The sequence below is a fragment of the Pseudoalteromonas denitrificans DSM 6059 genome (assembly GCF_900112265.1).
GTDB lineage: Bacteria > Pseudomonadota > Gammaproteobacteria > Enterobacterales > Alteromonadaceae > Pseudoalteromonas > Pseudoalteromonas denitrificans.
In genome coordinates this window covers 34,218-47,043 of record NZ_FOLO01000012.1, presented here as the reverse complement: position 1 = coordinate 47,043, position 12,826 = coordinate 34,218, and the positions used below count along the sequence as shown (strand labels likewise).

Below are 12,826 nucleotides of genomic sequence, written 5' to 3'. Positions count from 1 at the left end.
CGCTAACATTGCACTTATTTTAATTGAAACTTATCTGTATTGGATTTTATTTACCAACTCTGCCACTGTTTTGTTTTTTTGTCTTATTTATAATCATTTCAAATCTTAAAGTTAAACTGTTATTCAGCATAAAGGAATAATAGATAAGGAAGCAAAATGAATATTGAATTAACAACTTCAGCCTCTAAAGAAGATAAAAAAATAGTGAGCCAAGGTATTATTGCTTTTAACAAACACTGTATTCCTGATTTAGAACCCAATGAAGATGAAGTGAATTTTTCAGTCTTTGCACGAAATGATTCAAATAAAATCACGGGGGGAATTCGCTGTATTTGCTACTGGAATACTTTGCATATTGAATTACTCTGGCTTTCAGAAGAGTGTAGAGGTCAAGGTATAGGTAAAAAATTAATTGAAAAAGCCGAATTTTTTGCGAAACAAAATGGGTGTGAAAAAGCCTTTGTAGAGACCACTAGTTGGCAAGCAAAACCATTTTATGAAAAATCAGGGTATGAGCATGTTGCCACTTTACCCGAGCGTCCAAAAGGCCACGCCTCACATTATTTAACGAAAACTTTAATCTAAATTTTGAGCGATTAAAATGACAACTACACAATGGGTGCTAATTTTATAGCACCTATCTTTAAATGCTTTGCAAATTATTGATTGACTGCAGAGCTAATTGTAGAACTGATCAAATTTTCAAAAAGCACTAACTGTCCTGCAGGGATTAATTGGTTTTGAATCATTTTACGCTTTTCTGGGCCATATAAACGTTCCGCTACCCACCCGATTAAATACATTAATGAAAGGCAACCTCCAGCAGTTGCTATATTACCTTCAATCACTAAAGGGGAGTCTTGCACATCAGCCCCTTGTATTGTTAAAGCAGCTTTGGCAGCTGGGTTTGTTGTTAGTTTACAACCATTTAATAAGCCTAATTGATGAATAATGAACGAACCTGCACAGATAGAACCGATAAGCTGTTTATTAGGATCTAACTTCAAAGCAGACATAAATTCATGATCATTTAGTGCTGCTGGGACTCCTAATTTACCACTTGTAATTAACACCACATCTTGCTCTGTTACTTCACAAACATGCCCATCTGTTTTTACTGACATGCCTAAACTAGAATAATGCGCATCTTTTGTACCAAGTATTTTCACCGACCAACTATCAAGTGTTCTTCCAAGTAAGTCATACATAAGAAAAAAATCTACATCCGTAAATTCATCAAATATAACAATGCCAATTTGATACATTTCAGCTCCCTGTCATGATAAAAATTCAAATAAAACCCAAACCACCTAAGTTTTTAGATATAGGGTCACAAAATTTCCATAATAGTTTGAGTTGTTATTTTTAAGTGATGTTATTATTCTTTAAGGGCAATAGACGCCATTTTCATCACACTTTCAAATGATTCTGCACCCGCAATAAATAAACCATTATGGCAAAACATGGCATCATCAATCCCAGTTACTTCTTGAAGGGCATCATCGGATAAGCCAGCCCATTGCTTAGGCAGTGGTTTTCTGTCTTCGAATGAGCCTAATTCAATAGGCACTGTTTGAATTCTCCATTGCCCAGACTGAGATGGGAAAACCATAAATAAAGCTTTTTCTGATAAAGCGTGAACGGTTCTCTTCCACGGGGTATATTTTTCTAATACGATCACTCTTGGATCTTGTGCATTCTCAATCGCTTTAGCCACAATGTCTTTTGCACTGATACCACCATTCGCAGATGCTATGAACCGTGTTAAAACCCGAGATGCAAAGTCCACAGCTTCATTAAAGCATGAATCAAAATTACTCTCTTCTTGCCAAGTCGGGTTAAACATTGAAATAGTTTGACTGAGACTAATACCTTGAGAAACACCTTTGACATGACCACAATCTATCGCATCAATTGTTGATACTAGACCAGCATCAACAGCGTTTGCGACTTCTTGGTTACCCTGACATATTTCTAAGCCATATTTCTGCCAAATTAAACCAAATGAAGAATAAGGAATACCATTTTCTCGCTCACCGGCACCTCCACGTTGATGGTGATCAAAACGACCTGCATCAGGCTCATACTCATCACCTACATCTATTACAATATCTGCCTTGCGAATAAGATCTAAATCACGTGTACGTATGAGTTTAAAAGAAGGAAAAATAGTCTTAAGTGCAGCGATACTAAAAACATCATCTGCATGAAAATTACCGTTGTGAGTTGCTATCGTTATATCATTCATTTTTTTTCTGTCATGTTAAAAAGAGATAAAAAGGTGTTACCAATTAAGCTTGAGTATTTTGGAATACGTCATAATTAAATATTACATGATGAAGTCTATATGAAGACAACTAACAAAAATAGCCCCAACTAAACGCCTTTTAGATTTATATCATCTGATATTGGTTGCAGGGTTTCAGCCCAGGAGTGATAAGTATTCTCGCCACTTTGTTCAACTTTACGTATTAAATACTCAATCAAAACTTTTACCTTAGCGGGTAAAAACTCTCGCTTTGGATAAATACAATAAACACCTTGTGATGAACGAAGATAAGGTGAAATAGAAACAATTTGTTTACGCTTCAACCAGTCACGGGCAATAAAATGCGGCATTTGGGTTAAACCAAGGCCCTGAGCACACAGCTCAGCCAATGCTTCACCATCATCAACAATAAACTGCCTACCGGGATCGTATCCCTCTTCCTCTTGACCTTCATTGACAGTAATAGGCATTAACCGACCAGTCTGGCGATATTTAAAACGGATCCAAGTATGTTGAGAATATTCAGCGGCACAAGAAGGAACACCATGGGAAGCGAGATAATCAGGTGCGGCGCAAATAAGCAAATCAATTGGACTAAGTTTTCGTGCCACTAACCGTTGATCATCGAACTTCCCTGTGCGTATGGTCAAATCAATACCCTGCTCTAAAATATCAACATAGCTATCATTAAACGATATTTCCAACTCAATATCAGGATATAACTGATTAAACTCTTGTAACAAGGGCATCACATAAAGACGACCATAAGATACTGGTAGATTTATTTTAACTTTGCCACACGGCAGATCATTCGTTTGCTTTAACGTTTGTTCGCATTGTTCTAGTTCCAATATGATTCGCCGTGCGGTAATTAAATAACGAGAACCCGCATCCGTTAAGTGAACCTGACGAGTTGAGCGATGAAACAACTTAATATTAATATTATCTTCAAGACGTGCCATTCCTTTACTCAGTGTTGATGCTGACAAGCCTAAATGATTTGCAGCAGCCGCAAAGCCACCATGATCAACCGCACTCACAAATAGCTTTAGTAAATTCAATTTATCCATAGGTGAAGTTTTGTCACAATAGTTATGAAATTAGTGGTATTTAATCACACCCAAAGGAGGGTTACTATGCTCGCAGTGAATTAAATCCTTTAAGGGATAACCAAATGAAAACATTATTGATAGGCTGTACCATTTTACTTACCACAGGTTGTGCTACGGTTTCACAACCTGCTAATTTTGAATTTATCGACCTTAGCCACCCAATTCCAACATTTGCGCCAGAAAAAAGCGACGCTACCAAGCCTGATCTTACTCAGCCGATTAATAACAGCACACCAATCGCTGGATTTTATCAACAAGCAATTTTATTCCCAGCCGATAAATGGGCAACGAGCCAAGGTCACTTCAACAGCCGAGCTATTTTAATTCAAGAGCACAACGGTACTAGCTTTAATGCCCCAAATCACTATTACAATGATGATATAAGTACAGAAAAAGGCGCTATTCCTTTTAATAAACGTAAAGCTGCACATCAGCTAGGTAGTGAACAATTAACAGGAAACATTGTATTAATAGACGTATCACATAGAGTGAAAGCCGAACTTGCTAAAAATGGTGGAAAACCTAGCTCAGATCTAAAAGTCACTGATTTTTCAGATACGTCTTCTGCAACGATCAGAGCATCTGATATTCGAGCCGTTGCAGATAAAATAACGGATGGCGCATGGTTAGTTGGTCGTGTTGGCTGGGAGCAATTTTATTTTTCAGGCACTGAAGATTGGGATACATCCCAGTATGTTAATGGCCTTAATCACCCAGGTTTTACCAGCGAAGCCATTGAAGAAATTCTAAAAATTATGGATGAGAAAAAAATCAAAATATCGGGTATTGCCGCCGACAGTTTTAGTACTGACTCTGGCCAAGGAGCCAAAGGCGTTGATGATAAATGGAGAAATGCTTGGCCTGCACATGTTCGTTTATATCAACGTGATATTTTAATTGTTGAAAACCTAACAAATTTATCATTATTGGCACAACAGCAAGGTGATTGCTCATTAATGGTTGGCGCATTAAATCATGTAGGTGGAACAGGAGGCCCTGCAAGAGTTATGGCTGTATGTGAAGAGCAAGCAACAAGTAACGCAGCGACAAAATTTCGTCATCGTCACAGATAATCTCTATTCATCAATGATTAAAAACTAGATTATAGCTTTATTCATAAGGCGCTACATCCTACTGAGCGCCTTGAAATTATTTAATTAACCAAATTAACTTTTGCTATTCCCCTTTACTAGCTAGGTCTTTAACTTGTGTTTCCCAGTATAATTTATTATCCGAATTAGCAGATATCATAGAGTCTAAAAGATTAATTTTTGCTTTTTCAATACCACAAAACTGAAGAGTATAAAGATCGAGTTGTGCGATAGCTGGGGCAGCTTGCTCCTGTGCATAATCTGATGGTGCATCCATAGTCATAATAATTCTAGACGTTTTACCTTTTAGTAACTGCAATGGTAAAGGGTTATTCCCCTCATATTTGAATGAAAAGTCAGGTAGAAATACTCTATCAAATAGGCCTTTTAATTTTGCAGGTATCCCTCCCCACCATATGGGCGTAACAATCACAATATGATCAGCCCATAATATCGCTTTTTGAAAATCGACTAAGCATGGTTCTAACTCTTGGCGAGCTTCATAACCATTCTCTAGACTTGGATTGAATACCATCTGTGATAAATTAAAACGTTTAATATTGAAATATTCGCTTGCTTCAATTTCATATAGATCACTTAAATGTTGACAAAAACTTCTCGACTTTGGGTTTCCATCTAGCACTAGTATTTTTTTCGTCATCTTACTCATTTCCTAATTATGTGAGTTCGATAACGATTCTAATCTCTGTCCTTAGGGGGAGAGTCAAGACTCAATGGACAAGAGTCGATTTCCAACAAGCACTTATCAACTCTTTGCAGTTTAAGATTCAAGTCATTAATTTGCATTGATAATTGAAGTTTAATATCTGAAAGAAATGCTTCGACATAAGACCAGTCAAGCTCTCCATTTTTATAAACAAGTGCAGATTTCAGCTGAGATAAAGTTGATCCTAACAACTTTGCTTCTTTAATCAGATTTAAAATTTCTATATGTGACCCATTATAAACTCGATACCTTCCTTTTCGAGGCAAAGACAGGATCAAACCTTTCTCTTCATACAGACGAATGGCTTTAATTGAAAGCCCTGTTTTTTTCGCTACTTCACCAATGTACATTTTCATCCTAGACCGTGGCCATTTATGGGCTTGTTATAGTTTACTAAAAATTATGTGACGAAGTAAAAGCTAGCAATCTAGTCTGTTATTTGTTTTTCAGCTTGTGGTTCTATTAACAAACCATTTTTAACGATTAAACGTATATCTCGCGTATTGTTTATATTATCTAACGGGTTTTCATTAAGAATTAATAAGTCCGCCGCTTTATTTATTTCTAAAGTACCGCGTTCTCCTAACAACCCCAATGCCTCAGCTCCATTTTTTGTCCCTGCAATAATTGCTTCCATAGGTGACAACCCAATCTCTTTTACTAATAAACTCAGCTCATCATGCGTATGGGGCAGTATTTCATTATCGGAAGGCGCAAACCAATCTGTTCCGGTTGTGATCAATACGCCTTGTTGATGTGCTACTTTTGTCACTAATTTAGACCAAGCGTATGCTTTTTTTGTCCAGTCAGCTTTAAGTTTAGGAGAAAAGTTTGCCATGTTTTTAAAGATATATAGGGTAGGATCCAAAGAAACACGATTTTCTTTCATTTTTTTGAACAGGTTTATAATTTTAGGATGATTTGCTGGCGTTTCATCCCATGCTCCTGAGATCCGGTCGGCATAATTTGCAGATACTTCATCTTGAGCTTGCCAAACCAAATAAGGAGCATGAGACAAAGAGTTCACCCCAGCATTAACCAACTCTTCAGGACTTGCAGGAAACACAGTAGAATGCGCCCAAGTTAAAAGCCCTTGGTCATTGGCCTCATTAACTATTTTTTTTAATAAAGGAAAGTCTAAATCCGCATACAGTTTCAATCCATGAATACCACTGCCTTTCGCCCGAGCAACTGCCAGATCAATCCGCTGATTTTTTGTGATAAGTTGTGTCCAAGGAGCTGCCCCTACGTTATAACCAACTGAAAAACTAGAAACTAAGGGAGACTCAAATAATTGCGGACCAGCCATAGTAGCAGAATAAACAAGTGTCGGACCGATAAATGAACCGCTTTGTATTTCTCTGTTAATCTCTGCCAATACCCTCGCATCTCCCCCCATATCCCGAACAGAAGTAACCCCTCCATGGATCGCTTGGGTTAATATATGTTTAGCCATTTTCATGGTGTCAGGGTAATGGGCTACATGCACATGTGTATCAATTAACCCCGGCATAACATAAGCACCATTTAACTCTATAACTTGGTGTTCCCTCCCATTAACCGTAGGCATCTCTGATGATTTAAGCGCAATTTCAGTAATTACCCCATCAACAATACTCATTTGATCTATCTTAATAACAGGTGCTCCTGTGCCATCAATTAAATTGAAGTCTCGCAACCAAAGAGATTGAGCTGTACTAAAAGATGAAAACAAAAACGTAATGAAAAAAATCATTAACAGACCAATTTTAACTAACATGTTATGCCTTTATTTTATCCATAAAAACCTTACCTTATCACACCCTTAACATTGTGATAGCGGTATTTTTTTACAAACATATTTTAAGTGTCTTTGATTTTTTAAGCTTAAATGAAATATTTTCTTACTTACGTTTAAATAAATAATCAGATATTTTAGGAAAAAAGTTAAAGGTTTAGATTGACTATAAAAAGCCATATAAAAATTTATGATAGTCCTCATTGATAACTAGAATTTATTTATGCGCACTTATACAATGTTGTTCAAACGTTAAGTTAAGGTTGAACGAGTCATGTCTGAGAAAGTCATTAAATTCGAATTTGAAAAACACAATAAAAACAGTACTCGATACAAAGAAGTGCCTCAAAACGACTCCCCTCCTATTTTAGGATCTATCTACGTGCAAAAATGGTTTGCAGGCAATCATAAAAATATTGAAGTAACAATTAAAACAAAAGACTAAAACGAAATGAATCAAGCAAAAAATAATACATATACCATTGCTCAGCTAGGACACGCTGTATTAAGGTTAAGAGCACTTGAGGTTGAAAATATACTTTCTGATGATTGCCAACAATTAATTGATAAAATGATGCTGGCGGTGTCAGAAGCCGGAGGTGTCGGTATTGCAGCACCACAAATCCATCATAGTTTGCGTATTTTTATTATGTGCTCTAAGCCAAATGTCCGTTATCCCGATGCACCCTTAATGCCACCAACAGCGATTATTAACCCTGAAATATTGCATTATTCTAGTGAGAAAGTAAAAGACTGGGAAGGCTGTTTAAGTGTACCCAGTATGCGCGGTTTAGTACCTAGGCATAGTCAAATCACTGTTCGTTATTTTGACCAACAAGGTCATGAGCAACAAAAAGAGTTAACAGGGTTTATTGCACGTATTTTTCAACACGAATTAGACCATTTAAACGGGTTAACTTTTATTGATCAATTAGAATCAACAAAAGATTTAATCAGTGAATTTGAGTGGTACCAACAATTCGCAAAAACCTTGTAAATAAACGAGTAGATATAATTTTTAATTGTGTGAATACGCATAATAAAATGCCACTCTAAATTATTAACAAAATATCTTAATAAATGGATTTAGAACTTCATCTATTTGATAGTTAAAATTTTATTTGTTTGCACTATAAGTTAACAAATTTCTCCTAATAAATGACATATATTGTCATGAAAGTAATTTAGCCTTTTTTTACTCTGGTTTAAAGGCTGCTTTTTAGACAGAGCGGACATTAGCATCAATGAATACCTTATGACTTCATTTAGCCATTAGCTGACGTTAGGCAGTAGCAGCTATTAAGGCCAACTCCTTGCTAGAAGCGGACTATTTAATATTAGAAAAAACTTTCAGAGACGGCCACTTTGTACAAAAAGTAGACTCAACCAAAATCCACGCTAGGATGAACGTAGCTGGTTATCATATAAAAAATTATGGAACAGTGTGATATTGGATGACTCAATCCCTCACGGTTAAATAGAGCGCATGATGAATAATTTGTGTATGTTGGTGTTGAGTCAAATGACCAAGACAGATCAGCAATCAATTGTTCTCACTTATAATAAGTGGCAATTTAATCATTAAATTCTTCTTGAATCATATGCCCAATGCAACAACGCTTGGCGCTGCTTTTTCCGACAGCTGAAATTATAAGGCTCACAGTACTTAATAACCGCACCGCAATGTCTTTTAAAGGATCGCCAACGTTTAATTTGCCTCAAATCTTCTTCGTGAGTTCTACGCCCTAAATAATAGCGACAATACCATTGAAACCAACCACGAGGGTCTTGGGGGTGAATCCATCCTTTTGCTCGCCATTTTTTCAAGCTTTGTGATGCATCAACAGAAAAATAATTTAAACTGATGTCTTTGTGATTAGCGCTTAATTTTGCCTGTACAAACCAAGCGCTCGGAAATTCATTTTGACAGTCAGTTAAATACTTCCCTCCGAATACACCTAAGGCAAGCATTTCTTGAGGTGTTAGCTCGGGTTTAAAAAGCTCGTGAAAATTCTCACCTTCATTTTCTACTAGTGAATAAAAGTAGTCATATTGCATTTTGTCTGAAACATGAATCCTCTTCATACATTATTGAGCAACATTAGCTCGCTTGGGTGAGGGCACATATAAAAAGAATCGGTAATATAGTCGTTTGGATATTTTCTAAAATGATGACGTAATAAAGTAATTGGAACAATCAGCGGTACGTAGCCATTGCTATATTGCTCTATCGTCTCACAAAGTTCCTGTCTGTCATCTTGATCAATATGTTTTTTAAGATAGCCTTGTATATGCTGCAAGGTATTAGCATGATTAGATTTTGTGGCTTTACTTTTTAACAGTGTCATTGCTTGTGATAAATACTCTTTAGCAAGTAAGGTGATGTTGTCGCAAGGCTTGGCAAGTAGGTTGCCCAATTTTTTAAGATCAAGTTGATTGTGACTCATATAAATATACTTATGCTGCGCATGAAACTGTTGGATATCCTTTAGTGAGTATTTTTTTAAGGCTAGAATTTGCCAGCGTTGATAGACAAAAACACGTTGAATAAAGTTTTCTCTCAATACTGAATCGTTTAATCGCCCCTCTTCTTCAATAGGTAAATCTGGGAAATTATCCATAAGCTTTTTAGCGTATATGCCAATACCTTTTCGATCTGGCATACTTCCGTTATAAACTTTTACCCGTTCCATACCGCAACTGGGCGAGTCTTTTTTTAGAATATAACCTGATATGTTTGTATGCCAACTTACTTGCTCATCTGCTATCGCTTTCAGTTTGTCAGTAACATCTAAAGTTTCATTTTTAGTGCCGACACATTTTATTTTTTCGTCTTTCGCAACCAAGCGTATTGGCTCTCTGGGAATGCCTAGCCCTATAGCAACTTCTGGACAAAAAGGATGAAAATCAAAATAGTGGCTCAATGTATTAAATAAGTATTGGTTTTTCTTATGGCCTCCATCAAAGCGAACGTTCTCGCCAAGTAGACAACTACTAACACCAATTTTTATTTTATTAAATTTAGTTTGAATGACTTTCTCCACTAAAAAATGTTTTATGTACAGAAGTTGAAGTAACTTCTTAATAGTATGCTTATTTACTAATAAAGCAAAATTACAAACTATTAATTAATATTAACGATTATAAAATAGAACGTTTGTGGGATACGGTCATTCTTGATGACTCAATACCTCAAAGTGAGTAGGCGTATGTTGGTTAATTCGTTAATGTTAGTGGTAATTAAAATAACCAATAAACATCAACCGTTGATTGCTAAAATATGATGCTTCATTACTTTCGAGGGGCTAAATAATAGCTCTTCGCCGTAGTTTTATACGGCTTTATCTTATTAAAAACAGACCGCTTTGTGGCACAGGTAAGTGTTCAAAATTAATTAATGAAACGTCAGCTTTCGTATCAAAGTGATCGTTAGATTCGGAGTTTTTATTCTGCCCATTTAGTCCGCTATAGGCTCAATGTTGCCATCCATGAATAAATAGCAAAGGTCCGCTAATGGCACTTTTGCGAAATTCGGCTCAGAGCGAGGAGCAGCCGTTGGAGCAGTTTCACTAACGACAACTTCTTCGACAAAGCAGACATTCAACTGGCCTAAAAAATAGGCTTAAGTAAGGTTTTTTTAAGCGACAGTCTCTTGTTATAGCGTTCTTGATGCCATAGGGTGATTTGGTTTTAATTGAAGTAAATCCCATAAGTTACCGTAAAGATCTTCAAATACTGCTACAGTGCCGTAATCTTGATCTTTAGGCTCTCTAATAAACTTTATACCTTCAGATAACATACGATTATAATCACGCCAAAAATCATCAGTATTTAAGAATAAAAATACTCGACCGCCAGCTTGATTTCCCACAAAGTCATTTTGCTCAGGCTTAGATGCACGAGCTAATAATAGTGTTACACCATTAGAGCCTGGTGGTGAAACTACAACCCAACGTTTATCTTGCTCTGGTTGATAAGTATCTTCAACAAGCTCAAATCTGAGTTTATTTACATAAAAATCAATTGCCTCATCATAGTCTTTAACTACTATTGCAATGTGTACTATTGATTGTTTCAATTCATTTATCCTTTAATGCGATGTTGATGTAACTCAGCGCTATAACGCCGTAAGCACGTAAAAACCGTCACATGCTTGCCTTGTTATGGCTGCTGACAGTCTTCGAGACACAAACCCAGTAACCCCATCGTTATCTTCCATTATGATTGCGACATCTAAGAATGAATTTGAGATACATGCAAATGAGCCATCATAGTTTGTGTAAAATTTACATTCTTTTGAGAATCCATTTATAAAAGCATTTACCAATATGGACACCTCCTCTTCTTCGATGATATTTTCATCATCGTCGAGATGATAACAGATGCTTCAATTAATAGCTTCTTTGAGTCTTCAGTACCAATTAACAACCAAAACTATTCAGGTAGAGCGTAAAACCCACTCTTCTTTAATCTCACTTTCTTAGGCAAAACTTGGCTACCATGATAAACACTACAAGTGACTTTACCGATTGGCCGAATTTTTTAAAGATTGACAGATGTTCATCATTCATTGGCCATAATAACTTAATACAATGAATTCTGGGTACGTAATTTGTTAACTGCAAAAAAGCCAAACCCAAAATTAAAGATAATAATTAATAATTTCAACAATTTACCTTTTAAATATTTTAGAGGTAATTTACCCGTATCAGATGAAACTGAGCATTTAGATAATGAGAGTTATTTTTCGCGGTATGTAACTTTTCCTTATAGATTTTATTCCATAAAAACAAAACATTATGATTTCAGGGTTATTTAATCGCGCAAAATTATATTTTACATCTCGTGCAAGATGTTTAAAAAATAACAAACATTGAATTACAACTGTACACATACACAGTTAGTTGGTTTAAGGTAATAATGGCTCCATCACCATTTTTAGAGTCTGTTAGGAACGAGATAACGGTCATTGATATAGTTGATTTAAAGGACTGTATTCAGCATGTTGCTAACGCCCTAATATTTACTCTAAATACTATTTAACAACCACTGAAAATATAATTATTTTTATCTCTATTTAAACCTTTCTTTATTTATCAGCAACTAACTTATTTTAAAAGAGGTGAAAATGAATGAATAAAAACAAATTTTTAACTATTTTATTATTGGCTATATCTTCAACTGCATGCTCTAAACCTGAAATTGATTGTGCAGTATTTGAAACACAGCAAAACACGCCTTATTTATTACCTTATGAAATAGGCACAGCCCAAAAGGTATATGCATCAACTGAACATTATCGTAAATCAAATAATGGTGTTGGTTTATACGCCATTGATTTTCCAATGCCTATAGGTACAAAAGTGCTTGCAGCAAGAGCTGGTGAAGTAGTCAGTATCAGAGAGCATTTTCAAGATGATAATAATATTGATTTAGAAGAAAATTACATTTTTATAAAGCATGATGATGGCACAGTAGCGAGGTATTTTCATTTAACCCATAATGGTGCCTTTATAGAGCAAGGCGATATCGTAAAAGCGGGAGATATCATTGGATTAAGTGGCAATACAGGTCAAAGTGGTGGCCCTCACTTACATTTTGATGTACAAAAATGCGGACCAAATTTACCGCCACACTATAATCAATTACCGTGTGGTCAAACAGTACCGATTACTTTCAAAAACACTAAAAAGCATCTTTGCGGTGTAAAAACAGGAGTCAAATATACAGCAACAAAGTTATAACTAGATTTGAAGTAACTTTTCGATTATATCAAATTGATTAAAATGATGTATGTGAACAAGGATTAAATAGACAGGCATAAAAATCTTATTGATTTAAAAATATCAT

Annotated in this window: 15 protein-coding genes; 5 read left to right on the top strand and 10 right to left on the bottom strand. The window is 35.8% G+C overall.

Annotated elements, in window-relative coordinates:
* Positions 1-156 precede the first annotated feature (156 nt).
* Positions 157-585, top strand: a complete 429-nt coding sequence (locus BM088_RS09925) for a GNAT family N-acetyltransferase (protein ID WP_091983287.1) — start codon at positions 157-159, stop codon at positions 583-585.
* Positions 586-659: 74 nt separating this feature from the next.
* On the opposite strand, the gene BM088_RS09920 is transcribed toward BM088_RS09925, so the two are convergent.
* From BM088_RS09920 to BM088_RS09910, 3 genes are all read right to left on the bottom strand, one after another.
* Positions 660-1,265, bottom strand: a complete 606-nt coding sequence (locus BM088_RS09920; protein ID WP_091983285.1) for a DJ-1/PfpI family protein — start codon at positions 1,263-1,265, stop codon at positions 660-662.
* Positions 1,266-1,378: 113 nt separating this feature from the next.
* The gene (locus BM088_RS09915; RefSeq protein WP_091983283.1) at positions 1,379-2,248 is read right to left on the bottom strand and encodes an MYG1 family protein; all 870 of its coding nucleotides are present in this window, start codon (positions 2,246-2,248) and stop codon (positions 1,379-1,381) included.
* 128 nt (positions 2,249-2,376) lie between these two features.
* The gene (locus BM088_RS09910) at positions 2,377-3,339 is read right to left on the bottom strand and encodes a LysR family transcriptional regulator (RefSeq protein ID WP_091983282.1); all 963 of its coding nucleotides are present in this window, start codon (positions 3,337-3,339) and stop codon (positions 2,377-2,379) included.
* 104 nt (positions 3,340-3,443) lie between these two features.
* Between BM088_RS09910 and BM088_RS09905 the strand changes: the two genes are divergently transcribed.
* Positions 3,444-4,454, top strand: coding sequence for a cyclase family protein (locus tag BM088_RS09905; protein ID WP_091983280.1), 1,011 nt, complete (start codon positions 3,444-3,446; stop codon positions 4,452-4,454).
* Positions 4,455-4,557: 103 nt separating this feature from the next.
* On the opposite strand, the gene BM088_RS09900 is transcribed toward BM088_RS09905, so the two are convergent.
* The 3 genes from BM088_RS09900 to BM088_RS09890 form a co-directional block, all read right to left on the bottom strand.
* Positions 4,558-5,133, bottom strand: coding sequence for an NAD(P)H-dependent oxidoreductase (locus tag BM088_RS09900; RefSeq protein WP_091983278.1), 576 nt, complete (start codon positions 5,131-5,133; stop codon positions 4,558-4,560).
* Between the two features lie 38 nt (positions 5,134-5,171).
* Entirely contained in the window at positions 5,172-5,549 is a 378-nt protein-coding gene (locus tag BM088_RS09895; RefSeq protein ID WP_091983276.1) for a MerR family transcriptional regulator, read from the bottom strand.
* A 77-nt stretch (positions 5,550-5,626) separates the two neighbouring features.
* A complete protein-coding gene (locus BM088_RS09890) occupies positions 5,627-6,958 on the bottom strand; it encodes an amidohydrolase family protein (RefSeq protein ID WP_091983275.1) in 1,332 nt (443 codons plus the stop codon).
* 292 nt (positions 6,959-7,250) lie between these two features.
* On the opposite strand from BM088_RS09890, the gene BM088_RS27190 reads away from it, so the two are divergent.
* The gene (locus tag BM088_RS27190) at positions 7,251-7,421 is read left to right on the top strand and encodes a hypothetical protein (protein WP_177208005.1); all 171 of its coding nucleotides are present in this window, start codon (positions 7,251-7,253) and stop codon (positions 7,419-7,421) included.
* A 6-nt stretch (positions 7,422-7,427) separates the two neighbouring features.
* Complete coding sequence (def, locus tag BM088_RS09885; protein ID WP_091983274.1) at positions 7,428-7,973, top strand: peptide deformylase; 546 nt, start codon at positions 7,428-7,430, stop codon at positions 7,971-7,973.
* 584 nt (positions 7,974-8,557) lie between these two features.
* Here def and BM088_RS09880 read toward each other — a convergent pair.
* The 4 genes from BM088_RS09880 to BM088_RS27015 all read right to left on the bottom strand — a co-directional run bounded on the left by BM088_RS09880 (position 8,558) and on the right by BM088_RS27015 (position 11,303).
* Positions 8,558-9,061 carry a hypothetical protein gene (locus BM088_RS09880; protein WP_091983272.1) on the bottom strand — a complete coding sequence of 168 codons (504 nt, stop codon included), beginning with the start codon at positions 9,059-9,061 and terminating at the stop codon, positions 8,558-8,560.
* Positions 9,058-10,020, bottom strand: coding sequence for a YbgA family protein (locus BM088_RS09875; protein ID WP_245763794.1), 963 nt, complete (start codon positions 10,018-10,020; stop codon positions 9,058-9,060). The genes BM088_RS09880 and BM088_RS09875 overlap by 4 nt, the downstream gene beginning before the upstream one ends.
* 611 nt (positions 10,021-10,631) lie before the next feature.
* On the bottom strand, positions 10,632-11,054 hold the full coding sequence (locus BM088_RS09870) for a VOC family protein (protein ID WP_091983270.1): 423 nt from the start codon (positions 11,052-11,054) through the stop codon (positions 10,632-10,634).
* Between the two features lie 39 nt (positions 11,055-11,093).
* Positions 11,094-11,303 (bottom strand): hypothetical protein, encoded by a 210-nt coding sequence (locus tag BM088_RS27015; RefSeq protein ID WP_218156495.1) that lies wholly within the window; start codon positions 11,301-11,303, stop codon positions 11,094-11,096.
* Positions 11,304-12,108: 805 nt separating this feature from the next.
* Between BM088_RS27015 and BM088_RS09865 the strand changes: the two genes are divergently transcribed.
* Entirely contained in the window at positions 12,109-12,720 is a 612-nt protein-coding gene (locus tag BM088_RS09865; protein ID WP_091983269.1) for a M23 family metallopeptidase, read from the top strand.
* Positions 12,721-12,826: the final 106 nt, after the last annotated feature.